The organism is Streptomyces sp. NPDC050564 (genome assembly GCF_044457265.1).
Classification (GTDB): Bacteria; Actinomycetota; Actinomycetes; order Streptomycetales; family Streptomycetaceae; genus Streptomyces.
Window position 1 is genome coordinate 301963 of sequence record NZ_JBITGS010000006.1, and the last position, 25048, is coordinate 327010.

Here is a 25048-nt window from a genome sequence, read left to right on the forward strand (position 1 = left end):
GTTCGCGTCAGATGAGGGCGGCGGCCTCCTCCGCGGAGAGCCCGCCGCCCTCGGCGTACGCGGCCTCGTACGCCGCGTCGTCGAGTACGGCCCGCACGCCCGCCTCGGCGCGGGTGCGCACCTCGTCCTCCATCGGGCCGGAGAAGTGGCCCGGCGGCAGCAAGTGGTCTGCGGCGCCGAGGAGCCGGGCCGCCTCGCGGACACGGCTGCCGCCGTCCAGGCCTGTGAGGGCGATGGCGGCGGTGGTCAGATGAGCGGAGGTCATGTGCGGCGCGATCATCTGCGCCAGCGGGTCCATGGACCGCGCCATGGCCTTGCGTGCCTTGTCCAGGGCGCTCGCGTGCAGCCCCTCCACCGTGTCCAGCCAGGCATCCACACCGAGTACGAACCCGTCGAAGACCACGAAGGTGCTGGCCGCGAAGTCCTCGCGCAGCAGCCGCAGCTGCTCGCGCGCCTCGACGGCCCGATCGGTGCGGCCGAGCCACATCGCGAGGAAGAGCCGGGCCGCGGGCATGGCCTCGTTCTGGGCTCCATGGCCCTCCGCGAGCACGTCGCGCAGCATCCGCTCGCCCCGCTCGGGCTCCCCCAACTCGATGTACATGCTGGCGAGTCGGACGTTGAGCACAGCCGTCTGGGCGCGAGCACCCAGCTGCTCGGCGTACGTGTTCGCCTGCGAGTAGTCCGCGGCGGCGGCCCGGTACTCGCCCGTGCGCTCATGAGCCTCGCCGCGCGCGGACAGCGCCTCGGCGGCACCCCAGGCGTCGCCGATGCGGGCGAACATCTCCAGGGCCTCGTCGGCGTCGCGGGTCGCGTCGCCGACCATGTCGGCGCGGTTGGCGAGGATGTTGGCGCGCATCTGGAGGGCGACGGCGAGTTCCCACTCGAGGCCGAGTTCGCGGCAGGTGTCGACCGACACGTCGATGACCTCGCGCACCCGCTCTATGTCGCCGGTGAGCAGGACGGCGTAGAACCAGAGGTTGCCGGGGCTGCGGCAGGTCTGCGGGAGGCCCGGCCGGTAGGTCTCGCTGATGATGCGCAGCTTCTCCTTGGCCTCCGGGGTCTGCCAGGCGTCCAAGTCCATGTCCATGCAGGCGAGATGGACGAGGTGCACTCCGCGCCGGGCCTCTTCCAGGACGTCCGGGCGCATCGGCGGCGGGGCGGCCGTGCAGCTCTCGTGCAGCGGGAGGGCCGGGCGCAGGGGCTCTGTGAAGGGGTCGGGGCCAAGGGCCATGACCTCGCGGGACCAGGTGCGGGCGTCGATGCGCTGGTCGCGGATCTGCCAGTACCAGCTCAGCGAGAGGACGAGACAGATCGCCTCCTGCTCGTCGCGCTCGGCGACGGCGTGCCGCAGGGCGGTGCGCAGATTCTCGTACTCGCGTTCGAGGAGGGCGATCGCGACGCCCTGCCCCGGGCCACGCAGTGCGGGGTCGGTGGTGCGGGCGAGTTCGCGGTAGTACGTGAGGTGGGCGCGTTCGGCGGCGAGGCGGTCGCCGGACTCGTCGAGGCGTTCGCCCGCGTACTCGGCGACGGTCTCCAGGAGCCGGTAGCGCATCTCTCCGTCATCCGAAGGGGCCGCGACGACAAGGGACTTGTCGACGAGCGAGCCGAGCGCTTCCAGGGCGGCGGGCCCGCAGACCGTCTCGGCGGCGGCGAGGCCGCAGCCGCCCGCGAAGACGGACAGCCGCCGCAGCACGTCCCGTTCGTCCTCGTCGAGCAGATCCCAGGACCAGTCGACGACGGCGCGCAGGGTCTGCTGTCGCGGCAGGACCGTGCGGCTGCCGGAGGTGAGCAGGCGGAACCGGTCGTCGAGCCGGTCGGCGATCTGGCGCGGGGTGAGCATCCGCAGCCGGGCGGCGGCGAGTTCGATGGCGAGCGGCAGCCCGTCGAGGCGCCGGCAGATCTCGGCCGCCGCCGCGGCGGTCTCGCCGTCGGCGTCGATCCGGAAGCCGGCCCGGGCCGCGGCCCCGCGGTCGGCGAGCAGTCGCAGCGCGACGGGCTCCGGGAGCGGCTCCACGGGACGCAGCAACTCCCCCGGCACGCCGAGCGGTTCACGGCTGGTGGCGAGTACGGTCAGCCCCGGGCACCGCTCCAGCAGCTCCTCGACGAGGTGGGCGGCGGCGTCCACGACATGCTCGCAGTTGTCGAGGATGATCAGCATGCGCCGCTTGGCACAGTGCTCGGCGAGCCGCGTGAGGGGATCGTCGTGCCGGTCGGCCACGGCCCGCATCTCCTCGGCACCGGCACCGCGCAGCACGGTCTCCCGCGCACCGACGGCCGTGAGCACGGCCTCGGGCACCGCCTTCGGATCGTCCACCGGGGCGAGCTCGGCCAGCCACACCCCGTCCCGTGCCGTGTACGCCACGGCCTCCGCCGCCTCCTGCGACAGCCGTGTCTTGCCGGCCCCACCGGGCCCGAGCAGCGTCACGAGCCGGGCCGCCGCGAGATCACCCCGGATGGCATCGATGTCGGCCTCACGGCCGACGAAGGAGGTGAGGCGGGCGCGGAGGTTGCCCGGGGGCGGCGGCGCCGGGCGGGTACGGGAGAGGGCGGCGGAGCCGAGGGCCGAGGCAGCGGCACCCACGGCCGGGGCGGGGGCGCCGGGCTGTGCGGCGGCCTGCCCGCCGGCTCCGTCCCGGGCGAAGGCGTGGACCGCGTCTCCTCGGCCGGGGGCCGGAACTCCGGCTCCGGCGTTCCGGGCGCCGGGACCGTCCGGACCGGCACGGTGCTCGGCGGTGTTCCCGTTCCCGTACGGCCCACGGCCAGGGCCACGATCACGACCCGCAGTGGCGGGACTCTCGTCCGGCGCGAGCAACTCCCTGTGCAGGGCCCGGAGTTCGGGCCCTGGGTCCGAACCCAGACGGTCGGACAGGAGTGCGCGGACGAACTCGTAGGCCGCGAGGGCCTCGGCGGGGCGCCCGGCGTCGCGCAGGGCGCGCAGACGCAGGGCGTGCAGCGGCTCGTCCAAGGGGTGGAGATCGCACAGGGCGGTGAGTTCGGGCAGGGACTCCTCGGCGTGGCCCAGGGCGAGGGCCGCGGCGAGGCGGGCACGGCGGACGTCGAGGCGGCGGGTCTCCCAGCGGGCCGTCTCGGCGGCGCGGTCCGGGAGGTCGGCGAGGGCCGGGCCGTGCCACAGGGCGAGGGCGTCGTCGAGGACCGCGGCCGCCTTTGCCGGGTCGCCGTCGGCGAGGGCACGCGTGCCCTCGCCCGCGAGGCGCTCGAAACGGTGCAGGTCGACGTCGTCGGCCGCCGCGGCGAGCCGGTAGCCGCCGTCCACCGAGTGCACCGCGTCGGGCCCGAGCGCCCTGCGCAGCCGCCCGACCAGCGCCTGCAGCGCGCCGGGCGCGTCCGCGGGCGGGTCGCCGTCCCACACCTCGTCGACCAGGACGGCCGCAGGCACGGTCCGTCCGGGCCGCAGCGCGAGCACGGTCAGCAGGGCGCGCAGCCGCGCCCCGCCGATCGGGACGGGCGTGCCGTCGGGGCGGAGTGCCTGGGTGGTGCCGAGGATGCGGTAGCGCACGGGGTCCATTGTCTCCGGTGGCGTGGTGTCAGGTGCGGGGGTCCGGCACGTCCAGTTCGGCCAGGACGCCGGACGGCCGCTCACCGAACCACTTCGGACAGCTGTCCACGCTCTGCAGGCGCCGCGAGGCGGGCACCGGTTCGAGAGTGTGCGAGCCGGGGGACGTCTCCGCGAACTCCTGGTGCACCACGTGGATCGAACGGACCGTGCCCGTGGTCTCGGGCCACTCACCACCGTGTCGTTGGACGGTGAGCAGTCCGACCATCCGGATCCACGGCTCGGAGTCCGTGTCGGACCGGGCCACGGGATCCTCGTTCAGCGCGGCCGTGAGCCCGTCGTCCGTCCGCAGGGTCGTGATCACACCCCCGTCCTCGTCGCGCACCGCTTCGGCGAGGCTCGACAGCTTGCTCAGCTCGTCGTACCAGCCACCGCCGAGCACGTCGTCCGAGTCCATGAGCAGCAGCGGCCAGCTCATCTCGTCCCCCACCGAGAACGGTGTGCCGCAGCACTCCATCTGCCAGTCCGCGTAGAAGACCCACCATCGCCCCATGTCCCCACCCTCTCCGGAACCAACGGCCGATCGCGAGACGTTTTCCGCATGAGCCCGGTACGGTCGGGCAGTCCCACCCCATGAGCAGCAGTCCAGGGAGCCCCATGACCACCGCCGCGACCCGCAGCAGCGACCGGAGGATCAGTCCCGTTTTCGTCGGGATCGTGGCCGTCATGGCGGTGACCGGCTGGGCGGCCTGGACCGGGTTCGCCGAGCAGCCCGGCGTGGCCGTGTTCCTCTTCGTGACGGCCGCCTGGATCGTCTCGCTCTGTCTGCACGAGTACGCGCACGCGCGCACCGCCCTGCACAGCGGCGACATCTCGATCGGCGCGAAGGGCTATCTGACGCTCAACCCGCTGAAGTACACGCACGCGCTGCTGAGCATCGTGCTGCCGGTGATCTTCGTGATCATGGGCGGGATCGGTCTGCCGGGCGGCGCGGTCTTCATCGAGCGGAACCGGATCCAGGGCCGCTGGAAGCACAGCCTGATCTCGGCGGCCGGCCCGCTGACCAACGTCCTCTTCGCCGTCGTCTGCACCGCACCGTTCTGGCTGCACGCCCTGGACGGCGTCCCGGACGCCTTCCGCTACGCGCTGGCGTTCCTCGCGCTGCTCCAGGTCACGGCCGCGATCCTGAACTTCCTGCCGGTACCGGGCCTGGACGGCTACGGCGTGATCGAGCCCTGGCTGTCGTACAACATCCGTCGCCAGGTGGAGCCGTTCGCGCCGTTCGGGCTGCTGGCGGTGTTCGCGATTCTGTGGATTCCGTCGGTGAACAGCGTGTTCTTCGACGCGATCTACTCGATCCTGGGCGCCCTGGGGATCGACGACGTCCAGCGCTACTGCGGCCAGGACCTGTACCGCTTCTGGGACGGTGTCAACGAGTACTGCACTGTCAGCCGCTGACCGACGCTCCGCCCCGGCCACGCCGGACGTAGTACCACGTCATGTTGGACGACAGGCCCGCCAGCAGCACCCACACGATCCCCAGCCAGCTGCCCTGGACGAAGGAGACCACGGCCGCGGCGACGGAGAGGACACAGACGGCGAGCGCATAGAGGGCGAGGCGGGGCATGGGGGGTGGCTCCTGACGGACATTGCGGACGAGTGACGAGTGCTACGCGTCCAGTGTCCCCCATGCCCGTGAGGCGCTATACGTCCGTCACCCGCAGGCCCGCGTGGGCCTTGTAGCGCCGGTTCACCGAGATCAGGTTCGCGACCAGGGACTCGACCTGGTGGGCGTTGCGCAGGCGGCCCGAGAAGACGCCGCGCATGCCCGGGATGCGGCCGGCGAGGGCCTGCACGATCTCGACGTCGGCGCGCTCCTCGCCGAGGACCATCACGTCGGTGTCGATCTCCTCGATCTCCGGGTCCTGGAGGAGAACGGCCGAGAGATGGTGGAAGGCGGCGGTGACGCGTGAGTCGGGCAGCAGGGCGGCAGCCTGTTCGGCGGCGCTGCCCTCCTCCGGCTTCAGCGCGTACGCGCCCTTCTTGTCGAAGCCGAGCGGGTTGACGCAGTCGACGACGAGCTTGCCCGCCAGCTCCTCGCGCAGCGATTCGAGGGTCTTGCCGTGGCCCTCCCACGGCACGGCGACGATCACGATGTCGCTGCGCCGCGCGCACTCGGCGTTGTCGGCGCCCTCGACGCCGTGCCCGAGCTCCTCGGCCGCGCCCTGCGCGCGCTCCGCGACCCGCGAGCCGATGATCACCTTCTGGCCGGCCCGGGCGAGCCGGTAGGCCAGTCCCTTGCCCTGGGGCCCGGTGCCGCCGAGCACGCCGACGACGAGCCCGGACACCTCGGGAAGGTCCCAGGGGTCCTTGGCGGGGGCCTTCTGTGCACTGTCAGTAGAGGTCATGGCCCGACTTTACGTGCGCGGATCGCGACCGTGGGCGTCAGGTGAGGGCGGTCACCGGGATGCGGCGGAAGGTGATCGTCTCGTACGCGCCGAAGTCGCCCGTCTCGTAGAGGAGGCCGACGGTCGTCGCGTCGACGCGTACGAGATCGGAGTACGCGGCGGGCAGTCCGTCCAGTGTGGCGGCGGGGCGCCAGGTGCTGCCGCCGTCCGTGCTGGCGCGCACGGTCATCAGGGCGCGGAAGGCGGGGTCGGCGGGGCCCGAGTAGAGGAGCAGGTCGGGGTCGCGGAGCTGGAGGAGGCTGCCCTGGACGACGGGGGTGACAAGGCCTGCCTGCGGGCGGAAGGGCTTCTGCAGGCTCTTGCCGCCGTCGCGGGAGTGGGAGTCGGCGCGGTTGCCGGGGGACGGGGAGTCATTGCGGGTGTTGAAGTAGACACGCCCGTCGGGGAGTTCGGCCGCGGTCGTCTCGTTCGCGTTGATGTAGCCGTTGGTGTTCTCGTCGATGTAGCCGAGGTACCAGGTCTCGCCGCGGTCGTCACTGAGCAGGCAGTGGCCGCTGTTGTACTTCGCTTCGGTGCCGTTGTCCGTGCCGGTGGGCGGGAGCGTGTGGTTGCCGGGGACGACGACGCGGCCGGTGGTGAGCTGGATGGCGTGCCCGGGCGTGGTGGCGTACCACCGCCAACTCGCCTTCTTCACCTGTGCGGTGATCTCCTTCGGGCTCGACCAGGTGAGCCCGTCGTCGTCACTGTGCTGCACCCAGACACGCCGCCCGTCGGCAGCCTTCACCTTGCCGCGCAGAAGGGCGTCCTCACTCGCGGTCGCCGCGCTGCGGACGTGTACGAGGAGGACGCGGCCGGTGTCGAGGACGACGGGCGCCGGGTTGCCCGCGAGGTTGTCGCCGTTCTTGGCGACCGCCTGGAGCGGACCCCAGGTGCGGCCGCCGTCCGACGACCGCTTCAGCACGATGTCGATGTTGCCGTGGTCCTGCACGGAGTCGACCCTGCCTTCGCAGAAGGCGAGGAGCGTGCCCGTAGCCGTGGCGACGACCGCGGGGATCCGGAAGCCGGCATAGCCTTCGCGGCCGGCGCGGAAGGGGGTGCTCGCTTCTGTCATGGGCTGACTCCTTATGTGACCGCTGATGCGGGCCTCTGCCCAACTCGGGCGAATTCGTGGTGAACTCCGGGTCACGAGTGGCCGATTGCGGCAAGATGCGTGCGCATGGATGCCGTACGGGTCGCGTTGTTGCGCGAAGTGCTCGCCGGAACCGAGTGGTTGGGGGCCACGCGACGGTTCGCGGGGGCGCTGCGGGGGTCCGTGGTGTCGTACGGGGGCGGATTGCTGCTGGTCGGCACCGAGGAGTACGAGCCGTGGCATCTCGCCGCGCATCTCGTGGACGAGGCGGCGTGGTCGGGGACACCGGAGCTGTCGCCGACGTTGGTGCGGCACGGGGCGCGGGAGTCCGATCCGGCCCACCTGGCGGTGGGGCTGGGGCGTATCGACGCGGCTCGGCGGGGAGAGACGCTGCTTGTGGTGTCGCCGGGCGCGCCCGGAGCGCCGTTGCTGGAGCGGGTCCATGACGCGCGGCGGGCCGGGGCGACGGTACTGGCGCTGTCCGCGGGGGATGCCGCGGGGGACCGTGAGCTGCCGGCTCTGGCCCACGAGTCGCTCGCGGTACCGGCTGAGCCCGAGCTCGATCTCGATACCGTGCAGCATCTTGTCAGTGCGGCGGCCGGGGAGAACGCGCTGCCCTCGCCGCGGGGGCGACGGCGGTTCCGTGACCGGTTGTCACGGCTCGCGGATCAGTTGACGGCGCCGCCGTCTGCTCGGTGGTAGTCGGCGGCTGCCGTCGTCCGGCGGCCGTGTTCGCCGCTTCGCGACGGTTTCCCGCCCACCTACCCCCACCCACCCGACTTGGTCTCGTCCCCCGCCTTCGGCGGACACTCTCGCCGCTTCGCGACGGATGCCCGCCCACCCACTCGACTCGGTCTCGTCCCCCGCCTTCGGCGGACACCCTCGCCGCTTCGCGACGGTTTTCCGCCTGCCCACCCGCCTCGGGTGCCTTCCCGCCTTCGGCGGACAGCTCCTGGATCGGCCGATGGGCGGCTTCGGCCGGCAAGTCCTCGGCCGGCCCGAGGGACAGCCTCGGCCGACGAGCCGAACGCCGGCCCGGACACCGCCTCGGCTGAACGCCGGCCTGGGGGCGGCTTCGGTGGACACGTCACAGGCGCCTCCCCCGACGCACGCGTACGCCGTCCGCGCCGACCCCTGCCACCTCCGCGCCGAAAAGCAGTTGCCCTCGCCCAGGCCTCCCTCGAGCATGACCCGTCGTGACCGACGACGCCCCCGCATCCGCGCCCGTCCCCTCCTCTTGGCTCCGTGCGCTGCTCCCCGATCTCGCCCCCTGGCGGGCGTCCGCCGACTTTCGGCGGCTCTGGGTGGCCGGGCTGATCACGAACTTCGGGAGTTTTCTGACGTTCGTCGCGCTGCCGGTGCAGATGAAGGTGCTGACCGGGTCGGCGGTGGCGGTGGGAGCGATCGGCGCGGTGGAGCTGGTGCCGCTGGTCGTGTTCGGGTTGTACGGCGGGGCGCTCGCCGACGCCCTGGACAAGCGGAAGTTGATCGTCTACACGGAGGCGGGGCAGGGCGTGCTGTGCGCCGCGCTGCTCGTCAACGCGCTGGTGCCGCAGCCGGCGGTGTGGCCGTTGTACGCGGTCGCGGGGCTCTCCTCCGCGCTCGGCGCGATCCAGCGGCCCGCCCTTGACTCGCTCACACCCCGGATCGTGGCCCACGAAGACCTGCCGGCCGCCGCCTCGCTCAACTCGCTGCGCTGGACCGTGGGCGGCGTCGCGGGCCCGGCGCTCGCGGGTGTCGTGGTGGCGTACGCCGGGCTCGGCTGGGCGTACGCCGTGGACCTGGTGACCTTCGTCATGTCGGTGGTGATGGTCGTGGGAATCGCCGCGTCGCCCGCCGCGCACGAGGCCGCGAAGCCGTCGCTGCGGTCCATCGCCGAGGGCGCGCGGTACGCGTGGAGCCGCAAGGAGCTGCTCGGGACGTACGCGATCGACCTCGGGGCGATGTTCTTCGCCATGCCGCTCGCGCTGCTGCCGTTCCTCGCGGACGAGCTCGACGCCCAGTGGTCGCTCGGCCTGATGTACGCCTCGGTGCCGGCCGGGTCGCTGCTGGTGAGCCTCACCGGCGGGTGGACCTCGCGCATCCACCGGCACGGGCGGATGGTCGCGCTGGCCGCGGCGTTGTGGGGGCTCGCCATGGCGGCCGCGGGTGTCGTGGGCAACGTCTGGCTGGTGCTGCTCTTCCTCACGATCGGCGGCTGCTGCGACATGGTCAGCGGGATCTTCCGCGCCGCCATCTGGAACCAGACGATCCCGGACGAGCTGCGGGGGCGGCTCGCCGGGATCGAGCTGCTCTCGTACTCGGTCGGGCCTCAGCTCGGTCAGGTCCGTGCGGGCGGGATGGCGGCGTGGACGAGCGTGCGGGCGTCCATCTGGTCGGGAGGCCTGATGTGCGTCGGCGCGGTGGGGCTGTTGGCACTGTGCCTGCCGAGGCTGATGGCGTACGACGTGCGGACGAATGAGCATGCGGTGCGGTTGCGCTCCGCGCGGCAGGCGGTGGCTTGACGGCCGGCCTGGCGGCCGGGCCGTCGTTTTCCCACCGGCACCGCCCGTGACACTCGCCTACCGACGGACCTCGGCTCGCCCCGTCGCCGGCACCAGGACGACCGGGCCTCAGCCCGTCGCAGGCACCACGACGCCCCCGCCACAACCCGTCATCGGCGCCCGCCACGCAGCCGTCCGCCTCAGTCGTCCTCCGAGCCCGATGTCGCCCCCGGCGCGTCATGCCACTTGGGGTCGGTCTCCCACTCGAGGTTCCGCTCGCGGGCGATCTCCATCGCGTGTTCCGCCTCCTGGCGGGAGGCGTACGGCCCGAAGCGGTCCTTGCCCGGGCAGTCGGGGCCCTCCTCGACCTTCTTGTGCTCCAGGCAGTAGTACCACTCGCCGGGTTTGCCGACGGTGCGCTTCTTGAAGAGGGCCATGACCGGCTCCTTTCGCCACGGACATGGTGCCCCATGCCCGCTGGTTAGACTCGCTGGCATGTCTGGCCAGTCGCTGCTCGTACCAGGGGAGCTCTCTCCCACCCGTCCCGTCCCGGGAAACATCCGGCGTCCCGAGTACGTGGGCAAGCCCGCCCCCACGCCGTACACCGGACCGGAGGTGCAGACGCCCGAGACGATCGAGGCGATGCGGATCGCCGGGCGGATCGCCGCGCAGGCGATGGCCGAGGCCGCAAAGCTCATCGCGCCGGGTGTGACGACGGACGAGCTGGACCGGGTGGCGCACGACTACATGTGCGACCACGGCGCCTACCCCTCGACTCTCGGCTATCGCGGATTCCCCAAGTCGCTGTGCACCTCCGTCAACGAGGTCATCTGCCACGGCATCCCCGACTCCACGGTCCTGCGGGACGGCGACATCATCAACCTGGACGTGACCGCGTACATCGGCGGGGTGCACGGCGACAACAACGCGACGTACCTGGTCGGCGACGTCGACGAGGAGAGCAGGCTGCTCGTCGAGCGGACCCGCGAGTCCCTCGACCGCGCCATCAAGGCGGTCAAGCCCGGCCGCCAGATCAACATCATCGGGCGCGTCATCGAGTCGTACGCGAAGCGGTTCGGGTACGGGGTGGTGCGGGACTTCACCGGCCACGGAATCAACTCGTCCTTCCACTCCGGGCTGATCGTTCCGCACTACGACAGCCCGCACGCGACGACCGTCATCCAGCCCGGGATGACCTTCACGATCGAGCCCATGCTCACGCTCGGCACGCACGAGTACGACATGTGGGACGACGGCTGGACCGTCGTGACGAAGGACCGGAAGCGTACGGCCCAGTTCGAGCACACCTTGGTGGTGACGGACAGCGGGGCGGAGATCCTGACCCTGCCGTAGTCCCTCGCAGAGCCCTCGTCCATGCGAAAGCCCGCCCTGTCCACAGGGCGGGCTTTCGCATGTGGCCTTGATCGGAAATCGAGGTACGGTTTTACCGACAGAGTGTCGGGAACCAATTAACTTAGGTAAGCCTAACCATAGAAGGTCGGGGTGACTTTCGTCCTCGCTCTTCGGCTCCGGAGGCATCATGAACGCGACGGACACGTCGAGCACGACGGACACGTCGAGCACCTCCTTCTCGACACTCATCCGCACCGCCTCGCACGAGCAGCACACGCAGGCGGAGACCTCGACGTTCATGAGCGATCTGCTCGGCGGCCGGCTGGGCGTCGAGGCGTACGCGCGCTACACCGAGCAACTGTGGTTCGTGTACGAGGCGTTGGAGGCGGACGCCGAGCGCTTGGCGGCCGATCCGGTGGCCGGGCCCTTCGTACGGCCGGAGCTGTTGCGCCGCGCCGCCCTGGAGCGCGATCTGGCCCATCTCCGGGGCCCCGGCTGGCGCGCGACGCTCACCGCCCTGCCCGCGACCCGGGCCTACGCGGCCCGTGTCACCGAGTGCGCCCGGACGTGGCCCGGCGGCTATGTCGCCCACCACTACACCCGCTACCTCGGCGACCTCTCGGGCGGCCGGATCATCCGTGGCAGGGCCGAGCGGACCTGGGGCTTCGCCCGCAAGGGTGACGGCGTCCGCTTCTACGTCTTCGAGGACATCACCAACCCGGCCGCGTTCAAGCGCGGTTACCGCGAACTGCTGGACGGAGTTCGCGCCGACGACCTGGAGAAGCAGCGCATCGTCGCCGAGTGCAAGTGGGCGTTCACCCTGAACATCGGGGTCTTCCGTGCGCTCGGGGAGGAGTTCCCGCTCAGCGCGTGAACGTCAGGGGCTCCGCCCGGGGCCCGTGGGCTGCACTGCGGGCGCGGGTGGGTGGGGGCTGGTAGCGCAGTTCCCCGCGCCCTGAAAAACAGGGGCGGAAAGCCCTCACCGTTACCCTCACCGTTCCAGTCGTACTCGGCCCCCGACCTCGACCCAATCTCCCGGCTGGGGCGCCGTAAGGATCTGCGAGCCCACGCCTTGCACGATGTTCAGCGCCCGGCCCAGCCGATCCGTCAGCAGCAGCGCCGCCGCCCCCGTCGCCTCGTCCTCCTCGATCCCGTCGTCCCGCCCGGGAAACGCACGGGCCCGCACCCGCCCCGCGGCCTCGTCCTCCCAGGCCCAGGCGTAGATCCACTCACCCGGCGCCGGGACGGCCAGCGCGTCGACCTCGGCGGCGGACCCGTACCGCCGCAACGTACGCGTCGGTGCCCACTCCGCCCGCGCCTCGATCCAGCTGAACTCCCCGTCGAGCCGTACCCCCACCACTCCCGCAGGGGTGACCAGTTCGGGCACGTCGAGCAGCCACCCCACCCCGACGCACGGATGTCCGGCGAACGGCAACCGCAGCGTCGGCGTGTAGATGTCGATGACCCCACGCTCGGGGTCGTCCACGAACACGGTCTCGCTGAACCCGAGCTTCGCGGCGAACGCCTGCCGTTCCTCGCGATCCGGCATCACCGAACCCTCACGCACGACACCGAGCTCATTGCCATACCCGCCGCCGGGTCCGCAGAAGACCCGCAGCACGTCGTAGTCAGTCACTCCGGCATTCAAACATCACCCGCGCCGCGAGCGCGTCCCAGGCCGCGGGACCGCCGGGCAGGGGCCAGGAGCGGGTGCGGCCGTGCTCGTACGGCAGCGTGGACATCACATCGCCGTACGCCCGTTCCAGCACGGCCCGTTGCCGCTCCACGCCACTCCCGGAGCGAGTCGTACGCGTCCACGGGCGCTCTGCGGCCCACTGGACGGCGCCCGAACTCGAGCTGAGGCACCAGAAGTTGGTACTGGGGGTGTGCCGGGAAAGGGCGCATGCCGGGGACGCCGTGGTCGTGGTGCTGCACGATCCGGGGCCGGCGGACGCATACGCACACCGGGTGGCGACTCTGTGCGCCGGTCATGTCGCGGCCGACGGTCCGCCGGCCGAGGTCCGCACCGGCGGCTTGCCGAGCGACGCCCATCGCCGGCCGGTGGAGGTGTTCCCGAACCCCAGGACCGGTGCGGCACTGATCACTCCACATCCGAGACTTGACCTGCGCTTGACCATTCCTTGGGGTTTGTTTTGAGCCGCCGTGATCAAGCCGTTCCTGTACAGCCTCTGTGAGAGCTGAATCACCGGACCGGTGGGTATCAGTGAGGCAAGCCTCAGATAAGTTAGGCCAGCCTCACCAAGCCGGCACGGGCCCCGCCGTGCGGATTGTCCGATTCTTCTCTTGGAGCCTGAATGCGAGCCGTCCGACTCTCAGTTGTCACCGCTGCCGCCACCGCGGCCGCTCTGACCGCCGTCACGGGCTGCACCGAGAAGAGCGACGCCAAGAGCGGCGACGCGATCCAGGTGACCGCCGCCGACTCCAAGTGCGACACCTCCGCCAAGTCGGTCCCGGCCGGCCAGGTCACCCTGAAGATCGAGAACAAGGGCTCGAAGGCCACCGAGGTCGAGATCGTCTTCCCGGACGACCGGATCGTCTCCGAGAAGGAGAACATCGGCCCGGGCACCAAGTACACGCTGACGGCCGAGGTCAAGGCCGGCTCGTACGAGATCGCCTGCCGCCCGGGCATGAAGGGCCACGGCGTCCGCCAGAAGCTCACCGTCACCGGCGGCAAGGTCGCCCAGCGCGACCCGCGCCTGGACAAGGCCGTCGCCGCCTACCGCGAGTACGCGCAGACTCAGGCCGACGAGACGCTGCCGAAGGCCGAGGCGTTCGCGAAGGCCATCAAGGCCGGCGACATCGAGGCCGCCAAGAAGGAGTTCGCCACCTCCCGCCTGGGCTGGGAGCGCACCGAGCCCGTCGCGGAGTCCTTCGGTGACATCGACCCGAAGGTCGACGTGCGCGAGGACGGTCTGGAGGACGGCCAGGATCCGGCCACGGACTGGACCGGCTGGCACCGGCTGGAGAAGTCCCTCTGGCAGGACAAGAAGATCGGCGACCGCGAGAAGGAGCTCGCCGACCAGCTGGTGACGGACCTGACCGACTGGCAGAAGCGGGTCGGCAAGGCCGAGATCACCCCGACCTCCATGGCCAACGGCGCCAAGGAACTGCTCGACGAGGTCGCCACCGGCAAGGTCACCGGCGAGGAGGACCGCTACTCGCACACCGACCTGAGCGACTTCAAGGGCAACGTCGAGGGCGCGCAGGAGGCGTACGAGCTGCTGAAGCCGGTCGCCAAGGAGAACGACGCCGCGCTGACGACGGAGCTCGACAAGCAGTTCACGGCGCTGAACACGCTGCTCGACAAATACCGCACGGACAAGACCTCGTACGACTTCACCTCGTACGACAAGGTCGGCGATGCCGACCGCAAGGAGCTCTCGGACGCGGTCAACGCGCTCGCCGAGCCCCTCTCCAAGCTCGCCGCCGCCGTAGTGAAGTAGGAGCCGCCACCATGACGGACACCACGGACACCACGGACACCACGGAAGCCACCGAGGACACCACCGGCTCTTCGCCCTCCCGGCGTTCGCTGATCGGCTGGGGCGGCGCGGGTCTCGCGCTCGGTGCCGCCGCGGCCGGCGGCGCGGTGGCGATGACCCGCACCGGCAACGACGTCGACCCGACCGCCGCCGAGACGGGCGCCGCGGTCGCCTTCCACGGCACGCACCAGGCGGGCATCGCCACGGCCGTGCAGGACCGCCTGCACTTCGCCGCGTTCGACGTGAAGACGGACGACCGCGCCGAGTTCGTCCAGCTGCTCAAGGACTGGACCGAGGCCGCGCGGCGGATCACCGCCGGGCACGCGGTCGGCGAGGGCGCGTACGGCGGTCTGGCCGAGGCGCCGCCGGACGACACCGGTGAGGCGCTGGGCCTCAAGCCGTCGCGGCTGACGCTGACGATCGGCTTCGGGCCTTCCCTGTTCGACAAGTTCGGGCTGCGGGACCAGCGTCCCGAGGCGCTGGTCGACCTGCCGAAGTTCCCGGGCGACAACCTGGAGAAGGCCCGCAGCAACGGCGACCTGTGCATCCAGGCGTGCGCGGACGACCCGCAGGTCGCGGTGCACGCGATCCGCAACCTCGCCCGCATCGGGTTCGGCAAGGTCGCCATCCGCTGGTCGCAGCTCGGCTTCGGCAAGACCTCGTCGACGACGCCGGACGCGCAGACCCCGCGCAACCTGATGGGCTTCAAGGACGGCACCCGCAACATCGCGGGCACCGAGACGGACCGGCTGAAGAAGTTCGTGTGGGTCGGCGAGGGTGACGGCCCCGGCTGGATGACCGGTGGCTCGTACCTCGTGGCCCGACGCATTCGCATGAACATCGAGACCTGGGACCGGACTTCGCTCCAGGAGCAGGAGGACGTCTTCGGCCGCGACAAGGGCGAGGGCGCCCCGGTCGGCAAGGCCAAGGAGCGTGACAAGCCGTTCCTGAAGGCGATGAAGCCGGACGCGCATGTGCGGCTCGCGCACCCCGACTCCAACAACGGGGTGACCATCCTGCGCCGCGGCTACTCCTTCACGGACGGCACGGACGGCCTCGGCCGGCTGGAGGCGGGCCTGTTCTTCCTCGCCTACCAGCGTGACGTCCGCAAGGGCTTCATCCCGCTGCAGCGCAACCTGTCGCGCTCCGACGCGCTCAACGAGTACATCCAGCATGTGAGTTCGGCGGTCTTCGCCGTCCCGCCCGGCGTCCGCGACAAGGACGACTGGTGGGGCCGCGCGCTGTTCTCCAAGGAGGCGTAGCCCGTGTTCAGCAACTATCTGATCGGCCTGCGCGAGGGTCTGGAAGCCAGCCTCGTCGTCTGCATCCTGATCGCCTACCTGGTGAAGACCGACCGCCGGGACGCCCTGAAGCCGATCTGGATCGGCATCGGCGTGGCGGTCGCGCTGGCGCTCGGCTTCGGCTGCGCGCTCGAATTCGGCTCTCAGGAGATGACGTTCCAGGCGCAGGAGGCGCTCGGCGGTTCGCTGTCGATCCTCGCCGTGGGCCTGGTGACGTGGATGGTCTTCTGGATGCGGCGCACCGCCCGGCACCTCAAGTCCGAGCTGCACGGCAAGCTGGACGCGGCGCTGGCGATGGGCACGGGCGCGCTGGTGGCGACCGCGTTCCTGGCGGTCGGCCGGGAGGGCCTGGAGACGGCGCTGTTCGTGTGGGCGTCGGTGCACGCGGCCAGCGACGGCACGCCGCGCCCCCTGGTCGGCGTCGCCCTGGGCCTGGCCACCGCGGTCTTCCTCGGCTGGCTCTTCTACCGGGGCGCGCTGAAGATCAACCTCGCCAAGTTCTTCACCTGGACCGGCGGCATGCTCGTCGTCGTCGCCGCGGGTGTGCTCGCGTACGGCGTCCACGACCTGCAGGAGGCCGACTTCATCGCGGGCCTGACGAGCCTGGCCTTCGACATCAGCAACACCATCGATCCGACGAGCTGGTACGGCACCCTGCTCAAGGGCGTCTTCAACTTCCAGCCGGACCCGACCGTCCTCCAGGTCACGGTGTGGGCGCTGTACCTGGTCCCGACACTCGCGATCTTCCTCGCCCCGGTAGGGTTCGCCTCCGGGAAGGGGAAGGTGAAGGTACCTGATGAGCAGGGATCGCGCGGGTCGCAGCCCTCGAAGGCTTCGTAGTCCGAACCGTCTGAGCCAATTCGCCCTGGCAACGGGGGCGGTGACCGTTCTGTCCTTGACAGCGAGCGGTTGCGTGGTGGTGCACGGCGAGCGGGAGGTCGTACCGGCGGCGACCCGGGCCGAGGCCGCCCGCGCGCTCAAGGACTTCACCACCGCCTACAACAAGGCGGACAAGGAGTACGACAGTTCGCTGGACGCGGACCGGGTGGCAGGGCCGCTCGCCGACATCGACGGCGCCAAGCTCAAGGCCGGGCACAAGAACAACCCGGGCGGAAATCCGGCGCATTCGCCGCTGACGTTCAGCGATGCCAAGTTCGTGATACCCGAGAAGGCGGGCTGGCCGCGCTGGTTCGTGGCCGACACCGCGGCCAACAAGGGCCTGCCGACCAGCCGTTGGCTGCTCGTCTTCACCCGTTCCGGGGCGAACGACGTGTGGCAGGTCTCGTATCTGACCGTCCTCGCCGCCGACGACGTACCGACGTTCAAGAAGGACGACGCCGGCTGGGCCGAGCCGGTCACGGCGGACGACGCGGCCCTGGCGATCGAGCCGGAGAAGCTGAGCCAGTCGTATGCGACGTATCTGAAGGCCGGCGGCGACGGCTTCGCCGCGGGCACCCACACCTCGCAGTGGCGGGCCCAGCGCAAGAAGTTCGCCAGCAAGCCCGGCCTCGCCCGGCAGTACATCGACGAGCCGCTGAGCTCGGGCGGCTACGCCCCGGTGGGCCTGCGCACCACGGACGGCGGGGCCCTGGTCTTCTTCACCACCCACCGCTACGAGAAGCAGACCGCCGCGGCGGGCAGCGCGATCCCCACCCCCAGCGCCGACGTCCAGGCCCTGACGACCGGCGAGATCAAGCAGTCCCTCACCCTGGAGTTCATCTCCAACCAAGCGGCCCTGGACCCGCCGAGGAACGCGGCCGGCAAGGGCGTGGCGATCCTGGGACGGATCGAGGGGTTGACGGGGGCGGAGGGCGAGTAGCGGCTGTTCACGGCTGTGGGCAGTCATTGCGCACGGCGCTGGGGGTCTCCCCTGTTCGGGCGAAGCCGAGAGCGTGGGGGAAGGCCGGGCGCAGCCACCGGCGCCGTGCGTCGGAGTTCAGCCCCGGTGGGGCCAGGCGGCCAGCTGGTCCGACTCGTTCTCGCCCGCGTAACGGGCACACGCGTCGGTCAGGATCTCAAGGAGCGTCAGCGGATCCGGCAGGGCGTGCTCCGGCCCCCGTACCCACTCCACCGTCAGGTCACCCGGCAACCGCGCCGGCGGGACAAGGACGTACGAGCCACGGCAGTGCCACCGCAGTCCCGGATGCTCGTCCATCGTCTCGGGATGGCAGTCCAGCTCGCAGGGCCACCACTCGTCCTCGTCCTCGGGCGTACCCCGCGTGGCCGTGAAGAAGAGCATCCGGTCGCCGCCCGACTCCGCGACGGGCCCGACCTCGATGCCGGAGGCGAGCAACCGTTCCAGCGCCTCGCGCCCCGCGTCCAGCGGCACGTCGAGAACGTCGTGCACCATGCCGGTCGCGGTGATGAAGTTGGCCTTCGGCTGATGCCGGGCCCACCGCTCGATCTGCGCTCGGTCGGTCGTGGACTGCGTCTGCCAGGCGAAGGAGACGGGGTGGCGCGCGGGAGTGGGACAGCCGACGCGGTCACAGGAACACCGGTAGCCGGAGGGGTACGCGGCCTGTGCGAGCGGCAGCCCCGCGGCGGCCGCGGCGAGCAGCAGGGCCTCACGCCCGCCGTCAGCGCTTTCCACAGGATCCTTCGGCCGGCGTCCGCGCAGCCACTGGGAGATCCTGCCCTGCGCGCCGGAACGGCGGCCGAAGTCTGCGCTCATCTTCCCCTCGCCTAGCCGTTCGTGCCGACAACGGGCCTTCACCGCGTGCCGACAACAGGCCTTCAAAAGGCCATCTGCAAGACATCACCAAGCTCTATCGTCCCACCATCCTGCGCCCCGGGTGGCCAGAGCCCACATCCGGGGTGGGTGGGGAGACGCGTCTCCCCGGCCCGGATCGGGTGTCATTCCACACTTTTGCGGGATTCGTCCCCCTACCGTGGTCGCCATGCTCACACGGACTGCGTTCCTGGGTCTCGCCGGTCTCACCTCGCTCGCCCTCACCGGGCCCGGCGGCCCGCCGTCTCCACTGGAGTGGGGGGCGGGGCCGCTGACGGTGGACGCTCTCCCCCGCGTGACCTATGTCGCTCACCGTGGCGGCGCCCGGGAAGTGCTGGAGAACAGCATGTCGGGCCTGACGGCCGCGTACCGGCGCGGTACGGCGCAGGTGCTCGACTTCGACACCCGCACGCTGCGCGACGGGACCGTGGTGGTCATGCACGACGCGACCCTGGACCGCACGACCTACACGCGTGGAGCGGCACGGGACCTGAGCCTGCGGCAGTGGCGGAGCGTGCGGCTGCGCCCCAGGAACGCACAACCCGGCAGCCGGCACCCGGAGCGGCCGCCGACCGTCGCCGAGGTGCTGGACCGCTTCGGCGGGCGGATCGTGCTGACGCTGGAGGCGAAGGACCCGAAGAGTCTGGGCACACTCGCCGCGATGATCCGCGACCGCGGTCTGACCCGCTCGGCGTTCGTGAACTCCAACGACCCGGAAGTGGCCCGGCGCGCCCACCGGCTGGGCCTGCTCAGCCAGCTGTGGCGGTCGGCGGCCCAGATGCGCACCGACCACCCCGAGCGCTGGAGGTCGTTCGTCGACGTCCTCGACGTCGACTACAAGGCGCGTGACGTCGATCTCGTACGGGCCGTGACATCCGGCGTCCCGCGTGTGTGGGCGCACACCGTGATCACTCCGGCCCAGCGCGACCGGGCGCTCCGGCTGGGCTGCGACGGCATCGTCACGGACGCGCCGGGCCGCTTGGCGGCAGCCTCGGCCACTCAGCGCGGGGCGAGGCCGAAGAGCGCGTATCAGCGCGGGGCGAGGCCGAAGAGCGCGTATCAGCGCGGGGCGAGGCCGAAGAGCGCGTATCAGCGCGGGGCGAGGCCGAAGAGCGCGTAGTCGACGAGCGTGTCGGTGTACTCGTACGAGATCGGGCCGGTGCGCTGGAGCCAGCGCTGGGCCAGCGGGGAGACGAACAGTTCCAGGGCGATGCGGGGGTCGACGTCCCGGCGTACGTCCCCCTTGCCCTGCGCCGAGCGCAACCGCGTCACGTACAGCTGGAGCTGAGGTTCGAGGAGGTTGCTGACGAACACCGCTCCGAGCCGTTCGTTGACCACGCCCTCGGCGGTCAGGGCGCGCGCCGGGATCTCGAACCTCGGGTTCAGCAGCTCGTCCACGGTGGCGCGCAGGACCAGTTTGAGGTCGGCGGCCAGATCCCCCGTGTCCGGGATCTCGTACGGCTCCTGCCCCGCCGCCCGCGCGGCCTGATCACCGAGGTCCATGAAGGCGTCGAGGAGCACGTCCGCCTTCGACGACCACCAGCGGTAGATCGTCTGCTTGCCGACTCCGGCACGGGCCGCGATGCCCTCGATCGTGGTCTTGGGATAGCCGACCTCGCCGACGAGGGCGAGGGCCGCGTCGTAGATCGCGCGACGCGACTTCTCGCTGCGGCGAGTGGCGTCGGGGGTGGGCTTGGGCTTGGGCTTTTCGGCCATGGGGGGAACTTATCAGGGCGACGATACGGTACGTCTCGCCTCCGGCGGGGGGTGCGACGGCTGGGGCAACGGTTTTTCGCCTCCTCCGCCCCTGCCCGTCCCGTCCCTGGGAGCTGCGCCCCTTTCAGGGGCACGGGGAACTGCGCGAACAACCCCCACCCAACCGCAGCCGAAAGGCCGGTCGGGACGGGCAGGGGCGGAGGGCGAAACACCGCTCCGAGCCACGCCCCGGCCAACCGTAGAATCACCGGGTGAACGCCCCCCTGACCCCCGCCGACACCCTGCGCACCGCCCTCGCCGGGCTGCTCGACGGGCTGCCGCCGAAGGCCGCCGCGCAGGCGGTCGAGCGGCTGATCGCCAACTACCGGGGGACCACCCCGACGCACACCCCGATCCTCCGCGACCGCTCGGACGTGGTCGCGTACGCCGCCTATCGCATGCCCGCCACGTTCGAGGCGGTGCACACGGCCCTGGAGGCGTTCGCGGACGCGGTACCCGGATGGGCGCCGGGCAGCCACGTGGACGTCGGAGGCGGCACGGGCGCGGCGACCTGGGCGGTGAACGCGACCTGGGAGGGCGCCCGTCCGGTGACGGTGCTGGACTGGGCGGAGCCCGCGCTCGCGCTGGGCCGGGAAATCGCCGCCGCGAACCCGGAGTTGAAGAACGCCGAATGGCACCGCTCTCGTATCGGATCGGCGCTCACCATCGAGAGCACTGATCTCGTCACCGTGTCCTACGTCCTGGGCGAGCTCACCGACGCCGACCGCGCCTCCGTCGTGGACGCCGCCGCGGCCGCCGCCCAGGCCGTCGTCGTCATCGAGCCGGGTACCCCCGACGGCTACACCCGCGTCATCGAGGCCCGCGACCGCCTCATCCGTGCCGGGTTCCACGTCGCCGCCCCCTGCCCGCACAGCGCGGCCTGCCCCATCGTCCCCGGCGAGGACTGGTGCCACTTCTCCGCCCGGGTGGCCCGGTCCTCCCTGCACCGCCAGGTCAAGGGTGGCTCCCTGCCGTACGAGGACGAGAAGTTCAGCTACGTCGCCGCCACCCGCTTCCCGCCGGCCCCGGCCTCCTCCCGCGTCGTACGCAAGCCGCAGATCCGAAAGGGCCAAGTACTCCTGGATCTCTGCGAGACCGAGCCGTCGCTGCGCCGGGAGACCGTGACCAAGCGCCACGGACCGCTGTACCGGGCGGCCCGTGACGCGGAGTGGGGCGACGCCTGGCCACCGGCCGCGGAAGACTAGTTCCGCAGTTCCTGCGTGCAGCACTTCACGCTGCCGCCGCCCTTGAGGAGTTCGCTGAGGTCGATGCCGACGGGCTCGAAGCCGCGGTCCCGGAGAGGGTCGAACAGGCCGGTCGCGGCCTGCGGAAGCAGCACGTGCAGGCCGTCCGAGACCGCGTTGAGGCCGAACACGGCGGCATCCTGGCCGGTGGCGATCAGGGCCTCGGGGAACAGCCGGCGCAGCACCTCGCGGCTGCCGGGGGAGAACGCGGGCGGGTAGTACATGACCTCGTCCGCCGTGTCGTCCAGGACGGCGAGGGCCGTGTCCAGGTGGTAGTAGCGGGGGTCGACGAGATCCAGTCCGATCACCGGGCGGCCGAAGAACTCCTGGGCCTCGCCGTGCGAGAGAGGGCTCGCGCGAAAGCCGCGGCCCGCGAGCACGTACGACGCGGTGACCGCGAAGTCGCCCTCTCCCTCGTTGACGTGGACCGGCTCCCGCACCTGCACGAAGCCGCGCGCGCGGAACCACTCCAGATGGGCCGCCGCCTCCGGCTCGCGCTCGCGGTACGCGAACCGGGCGCCGAGCACCCGGCCGTCCACGACGGTCGCGCCGTTCGCCGCGAAGACCATGTCCGGCAGGCCGGGGCGGGGGGTGAGCTCCTCGACCGTGTGGCCGAGCGATCGGTAGCGGTCGCGGAGGCCTTCCCACTGGGCGACGGCGAGCGGCACGTCGACCGGCTTGGCGGGGTTCATCCAGGGGTTGATGGCGTACGTGACCTCGAAGTGCGCGGGCGGGCACATGAGATAGCGCCGGGGCGTGGCGCGGCGGGGAGGGTGCAAGGAGGGCTCCTTACTCAACCGCAGGGGGAGTTGATGCAGTTGATGCCCATGGTGCGCCGCGGGGTGCCCGCCGGGCGGGAGGCGAATGGGTTGTGTCCGGGCGGGGGGTTTCCTCGCCCCCCTCCGCCCCTGCCCGTCCCGTACCTGGGGACTGCGCAGCTTTTAGGGGCGCGGGGAACGGCGCGAACAACCCCCACCCACCCGCACCCGAAAGGCCGGTCGGGTTTTAGGGGCGCGGGGAACTGCACGACCAGCCCCCACCCACCCGCAGCCGAAAGGCTGGTACCGGACGGGCAGGGGCGGAGGGGGCGAAAAACCCACCCCTCAAGCCCCCCGTACCGCCCGCCGCAGGCGCGTCCCCGCCGCCGCGCGCGGCGCGTTGTCCGCCGGGCGGCGCCGCGGATGCACGGTGTTGGCCAGCAGCACCAGGAAGGTGTCCGTCGCCGGGTCGAGCACCAGCGATGTCCCCGTGAAGCCCGTGTGCCCCGCCGCGCCGCGCCCCGCCAGGGCGCCCATGAACCAGGGCTGGTCGATGGCGAAGCCGAGGCCGGGCGGGGTCAGCATCAGCTCGACGAAGTCGGGGCCGAGGATGCGGGCGGGGCCGTAGGAGCCGCCGGCCAGCAGGGTGCGGCAGAAGATCGCCAGGTCGTGAGCCGTGGAGAAGAGGCCCGCGTGGCCCGCCACCCCACCGAGCGCCCACGCGTTCTCGTCGTGCACCACACCCCGCAGCATCCCCCGGTCGGCCTTGGCCCACGGCCGCCGCTGGTCCTCGGTGGCCGCCGCGCCCGGGCAGGGGCCGAACCCGGTGGCCGTCATGCCGAGCGGCCGCGTGATGCAGTCCCGGACGATGACGTCGAGCGTGCGCCCGGTGATGCGCTCCAGGACGTACTGGAGGAGGAGCAGGTTCACGTCCGAGTACAGGTACTCGCCCGGTTCGGACGAGGGGGCCTCCGCGCGGAGCAGTGCCAGGCGTGCGGCGTCGTCCGGGCAGTCGTACAGCGGGAGTTCGGGGCGCAGCCCGGAGGTGTGGGTGAGCAGCTGCCGTACGGTGATGCCGTAGGCGGCGGCCGCGCGGAACTCCGGGAGATACGCGCCCACCCGCGCGTCGATGCCGAGCGTGCCGCGCTCCAGCTGCTGCACCGCAGCGACCGCGGTGAACAGCTTGGTGAGGGAGGCCAGGTCGCAGGGTGTGTGGACGGTCATGGGCACCCGCGCCGCGGGCGGCAGCTCGACCCCCCTGTCCGTCGCCTCGTCGTAGGTCGCGTAGCGCACCGCCCACCCCGCCGCCGCCTCGACGGCGACGACCGGGCCACGCCCCGCGATCACCACCACACCGGCCGCCCAGGGGTCCGGTCCGCGCGTGAGGGAGCGGACCTCCCGTACGAGGTGACGCAGTTCTTCGGGGTCGAGCCCGGCCCGTTCGGGTGTGTCGGTGCGCAGTCTCGGTGCGCTCAGCTGTCCGCCGCCTTTCCGTCCGATGTGCGTCCCGTCTGCCAGGGGCGGCAGAGTCCCACGAAGCAGGCGATGGCCACCAGTACTGCGGCCAGCTGGACGACGGCCATCGGGACAGCGGTGCGCTCCCCGGCGATGCCGACGAGGGGCGAGGCTATCGCGCCGATGAGGAAGGAGGAGGTGCCGAGGAGGGCGGACGCGGAGCCGGCGGCATGCCGGACGCGCATGAGGGCGAGGGCCTGCGTGTTGGGCATGGCCAGGCCCATCGAGGACATCAGCACGAACAGGGCGGCGGCCACTGGAGCCAGCCCCACCTCGCCGAAGGCGCCCGTGGACATCAGCAGCAGCGCGGTCGCGGCGAGGGCGATGAGCGCGAGGCCGACGGCGAGCGCCTTGTCGAGGCTGACCCGGCCGACCAGGACCTTGCCGTTGATCTGGCCGACGATCACCAGACCGACGGAGTTGAGGCCGAAGAGCAGGCTGAACGTCTGCGGGGAGGCGCCGTAGATCTCCTGCACGACGAACGGCGACGCCGAGATGTACGCGAACAGTGCGGCGAAGGCGAACCCGCCCGCGAGCATGTATCCGGCGAAGATCCGGTCGGCCAGCAGTCCGCGCATGGCGCGCAGCGCCTCACCGACGCCACCGCTGTGCCGTTCGGCCGGTGCGAGAGTCTCGGGGAGCCGGAACCAGACGAGGGCGGTCAGCGCGATGCCGACCGCCGTGAGCACCACGAATACGCCCCGCCAGTCGGTGAAGCGCAGGATCTGGCCGCCGATGAGGGGCGCGATGATCGGGGCGACGCCGGAGATCAGCATGAGGGTGGAGAAGAACCGGGCCATCGCCACGCCGTCGTACAGATCGCGGACGACGGCGCGGGCGATCACGATTCCGGCCGCGCCCGCGAGGCCCTGCGCGAGCCGGAAGGCGACGAGGAGTTCGACGTTCGGTGCGAGGGCGCACAGTGCGGTGGCCACGATGTAGACGACGAGACCGGCGACGAGGGGCCGCTTGCGGCCCCATCTGTCGCTCATCGGGCCGACGACGAGCTGTCCGAGCGCCATGCCCGCGAGGCAGGCGGTGAGCGTGAGTTGCACGGTCGCGGCCGGGGCGTGCAGCGACTGGGTGACCTCCGGAAGCGAGGGGAGGTACATGTCCATCGCCAGCGGGGGCGTGGCGGTGAGGCCGCCGAGGATCAGGGTGACGAGGAGTCCGGTGCGGCGGAGGGCGCCGGTGTCCGACGCTTTGGGCGCCGCTTCCGATACGCCGGCCAGCGTGGTGTTCGCTATGTGCCCCTCCGGGCCGGCTTCCTCCCGCTCGAACCGCTCTCCCCGCGTGGTGCGGCCACGCTCGGGCATGTGCCCCTCCCTCTCCGAGTAATCCGCCACCTATGCTCTCA

General features: G+C 71.5%; 24 protein-coding genes and 1 pseudogene. 12 read left to right on the top strand and 13 right to left on the bottom strand.

Translation table 11 applies throughout. From position 1 onward, the window contains the following. Nucleotides 1–7: 7 nt before the first annotated feature. The gene (locus tag ACIBK0_RS12530) at nucleotides 8–3526 is read right to left on the bottom strand and encodes an AfsR/SARP family transcriptional regulator (protein WP_399078567.1); all 3519 of its coding nucleotides are present in this window, start codon (nucleotides 3524–3526) and stop codon (nucleotides 8–10) included. Nucleotides 3527–3545: 19 nt separating this feature from the next. Next, nucleotides 3546–4067 carry a DUF6578 domain-containing protein gene (locus ACIBK0_RS12535; protein WP_399078569.1) on the bottom strand — a complete coding sequence of 174 codons (522 nt, stop codon included), beginning with the start codon at nucleotides 4065–4067 and terminating at the stop codon, nucleotides 3546–3548. Between the two features lie 104 nt (nucleotides 4068–4171). Here ACIBK0_RS12535 and ACIBK0_RS12540 point away from each other — a divergent pair, with 104 nt between their 5' ends. Further along, the gene (locus ACIBK0_RS12540; RefSeq protein ID WP_399078571.1) at nucleotides 4172–4972 is read left to right on the top strand and encodes a site-2 protease family protein; all 801 of its coding nucleotides are present in this window, start codon (nucleotides 4172–4174) and stop codon (nucleotides 4970–4972) included. On the opposite strand, the gene ACIBK0_RS12545 is transcribed toward ACIBK0_RS12540, so the two are convergent. The 3 genes from ACIBK0_RS12545 to ACIBK0_RS12555 all read right to left on the bottom strand — a co-directional run bounded on the left by ACIBK0_RS12545 (nucleotide 4962) and on the right by ACIBK0_RS12555 (nucleotide 7033). Next, on the bottom strand, nucleotides 4962–5141 hold the full coding sequence (locus tag ACIBK0_RS12545; protein ID WP_399078573.1) for a hypothetical protein: 180 nt from the start codon (nucleotides 5139–5141) through the stop codon (nucleotides 4962–4964). The genes ACIBK0_RS12540 and ACIBK0_RS12545 overlap by 11 nt on opposite strands. 76 nt (nucleotides 5142–5217) lie before the next feature. Next, a complete protein-coding gene (gene npdG / locus ACIBK0_RS12550) occupies nucleotides 5218–5922 on the bottom strand; it encodes an NADPH-dependent F420 reductase (RefSeq protein WP_399078575.1) in 705 nt (234 codons plus the stop codon). Between the two features lie 37 nt (nucleotides 5923–5959). After that, on the bottom strand, nucleotides 5960–7033 hold the full coding sequence (locus tag ACIBK0_RS12555; RefSeq protein ID WP_399078577.1) for an exo-alpha-sialidase: 1074 nt from the start codon (nucleotides 7031–7033) through the stop codon (nucleotides 5960–5962). A 105-nt stretch (nucleotides 7034–7138) separates the two neighbouring features. On the opposite strand from ACIBK0_RS12555, the gene ACIBK0_RS12560 reads away from it, so the two are divergent. Together ACIBK0_RS12560 and ACIBK0_RS12565 are read left to right on the top strand one after the other, a co-directional pair. After that, complete coding sequence (locus ACIBK0_RS12560; protein WP_399078580.1) at nucleotides 7139–7753, top strand: hypothetical protein; 615 nt, start codon at nucleotides 7139–7141, stop codon at nucleotides 7751–7753. Nucleotides 7754–8247: 494 nt separating this feature from the next. Beyond that, nucleotides 8248–9555, top strand: coding sequence for an MFS transporter (locus ACIBK0_RS12565; protein WP_399078583.1), 1308 nt, complete (start codon nucleotides 8248–8250; stop codon nucleotides 9553–9555). A gap of 179 nt (nucleotides 9556–9734) precedes the next feature. Here the strand turns inward: ACIBK0_RS12565 and ACIBK0_RS12570 are convergent, their stop codons facing one another. Then, entirely contained in the window at nucleotides 9735–9971 is a 237-nt protein-coding gene (locus ACIBK0_RS12570) for a hypothetical protein (RefSeq protein ID WP_399078585.1), read from the bottom strand. Nucleotides 9972–10029: 58 nt separating this feature from the next. On the opposite strand from ACIBK0_RS12570, the gene map reads away from it, so the two are divergent. Continuing rightward, nucleotides 10030–10887, top strand: coding sequence for a type I methionyl aminopeptidase (gene map, locus ACIBK0_RS12575; RefSeq protein WP_399078587.1), 858 nt, complete (start codon nucleotides 10030–10032; stop codon nucleotides 10885–10887). A gap of 187 nt (nucleotides 10888–11074) precedes the next feature. Further along, a complete protein-coding gene (locus ACIBK0_RS12580; RefSeq protein WP_399078590.1) occupies nucleotides 11075–11761 on the top strand; it encodes a heme oxygenase (biliverdin-producing) in 687 nt (228 codons plus the stop codon). A 117-nt stretch (nucleotides 11762–11878) separates the two neighbouring features. On the opposite strand, the gene ACIBK0_RS12585 is transcribed toward ACIBK0_RS12580, so the two are convergent. Then, nucleotides 11879–12523: a PhzF family phenazine biosynthesis protein gene (locus ACIBK0_RS12585; protein WP_399078592.1), complete on the bottom strand. Its 645-nt coding sequence runs from the start codon at nucleotides 12521–12523 to the stop codon at nucleotides 11879–11881. Next, nucleotides 12516–12674: a hypothetical protein gene (locus ACIBK0_RS12590; RefSeq protein ID WP_399078714.1), complete on the bottom strand. Its 159-nt coding sequence runs from the start codon at nucleotides 12672–12674 to the stop codon at nucleotides 12516–12518. Before ACIBK0_RS12590 ends, ACIBK0_RS12585 begins: the two co-directional genes overlap by 8 nt. Nucleotides 12675–12738: 64 nt before the next feature. Here ACIBK0_RS12590 and ACIBK0_RS12595 point away from each other — a divergent pair. The 5 genes and pseudogenes from ACIBK0_RS12595 to ACIBK0_RS12615 form a co-directional block, all read left to right on the top strand. Further along, a pseudogene (locus ACIBK0_RS12595) lies at nucleotides 12739–13044 on the top strand (hypothetical protein); the annotation flags it as partial. A 158-nt stretch (nucleotides 13045–13202) separates the two neighbouring features. Then, nucleotides 13203–14351, top strand: a complete 1149-nt coding sequence (gene efeO / locus ACIBK0_RS12600) for an iron uptake system protein EfeO (RefSeq protein WP_399078594.1) — start codon at nucleotides 13203–13205, stop codon at nucleotides 14349–14351. Between the two features lie 11 nt (nucleotides 14352–14362). Then, nucleotides 14363–15652: an iron uptake transporter deferrochelatase/peroxidase subunit gene (gene efeB / locus ACIBK0_RS12605; RefSeq protein ID WP_399078596.1), complete on the top strand. Its 1290-nt coding sequence runs from the start codon at nucleotides 14363–14365 to the stop codon at nucleotides 15650–15652. Nucleotides 15653–15655: 3 nt separating this feature from the next. Beyond that, complete coding sequence (gene efeU / locus ACIBK0_RS12610; RefSeq protein WP_399078598.1) at nucleotides 15656–16531, top strand: iron uptake transporter permease EfeU; 876 nt, start codon at nucleotides 15656–15658, stop codon at nucleotides 16529–16531. Continuing rightward, the gene (locus ACIBK0_RS12615) at nucleotides 16488–17510 is read left to right on the top strand and encodes a hypothetical protein (RefSeq protein WP_399078600.1); all 1023 of its coding nucleotides are present in this window, start codon (nucleotides 16488–16490) and stop codon (nucleotides 17508–17510) included. Before efeU ends, ACIBK0_RS12615 begins: the two co-directional genes overlap by 44 nt. Before the next feature lie 117 nt (nucleotides 17511–17627). On the opposite strand, the gene ACIBK0_RS12620 is transcribed toward ACIBK0_RS12615, so the two are convergent. Beyond that, complete coding sequence (locus ACIBK0_RS12620; protein ID WP_399078602.1) at nucleotides 17628–18362, bottom strand: bifunctional DNA primase/polymerase; 735 nt, start codon at nucleotides 18360–18362, stop codon at nucleotides 17628–17630. 226 nt (nucleotides 18363–18588) lie between these two features. Between ACIBK0_RS12620 and ACIBK0_RS12625 the strand changes: the two genes are divergently transcribed. Next, complete coding sequence (locus tag ACIBK0_RS12625; RefSeq protein WP_399078604.1) at nucleotides 18589–19539, top strand: glycerophosphodiester phosphodiesterase; 951 nt, start codon at nucleotides 18589–18591, stop codon at nucleotides 19537–19539. On the opposite strand, the gene ACIBK0_RS12630 is transcribed toward ACIBK0_RS12625, so the two are convergent. Beyond that, on the bottom strand, nucleotides 19509–20135 hold the full coding sequence (locus ACIBK0_RS12630) for a TetR/AcrR family transcriptional regulator (RefSeq protein WP_399078607.1): 627 nt from the start codon (nucleotides 20133–20135) through the stop codon (nucleotides 19509–19511). The genes ACIBK0_RS12625 and ACIBK0_RS12630 overlap by 31 nt on opposite strands. A gap of 251 nt (nucleotides 20136–20386) precedes the next feature. Between ACIBK0_RS12630 and ACIBK0_RS12635 the strand changes: the two genes are divergently transcribed. After that, nucleotides 20387–21379, top strand: coding sequence for a small ribosomal subunit Rsm22 family protein (locus ACIBK0_RS12635; RefSeq protein ID WP_399078610.1), 993 nt, complete (start codon nucleotides 20387–20389; stop codon nucleotides 21377–21379). On the opposite strand, the gene ddaH is transcribed toward ACIBK0_RS12635, so the two are convergent. The 3 genes from ddaH to ACIBK0_RS12650 all read right to left on the bottom strand — a co-directional run bounded on the left by ddaH (nucleotide 21376) and on the right by ACIBK0_RS12650 (nucleotide 25007). Then, nucleotides 21376–22197 carry a dimethylargininase gene (gene ddaH / locus ACIBK0_RS12640; RefSeq protein WP_399078612.1) on the bottom strand — a complete coding sequence of 274 codons (822 nt, stop codon included), beginning with the start codon at nucleotides 22195–22197 and terminating at the stop codon, nucleotides 21376–21378. The genes ACIBK0_RS12635 and ddaH overlap by 4 nt on opposite strands. 324 nt (nucleotides 22198–22521) lie before the next feature. After that, nucleotides 22522–23694 carry a serine hydrolase domain-containing protein gene (locus tag ACIBK0_RS12645; RefSeq protein WP_399078701.1) on the bottom strand — a complete coding sequence of 391 codons (1173 nt, stop codon included), beginning with the start codon at nucleotides 23692–23694 and terminating at the stop codon, nucleotides 22522–22524. Beyond that, entirely contained in the window at nucleotides 23649–25007 is a 1359-nt protein-coding gene (locus ACIBK0_RS12650) for a multidrug effflux MFS transporter (protein WP_399078614.1), read from the bottom strand. Before ACIBK0_RS12650 ends, ACIBK0_RS12645 begins: the two co-directional genes overlap by 46 nt. Nucleotides 25008–25048: the final 41 nt, after the last annotated feature.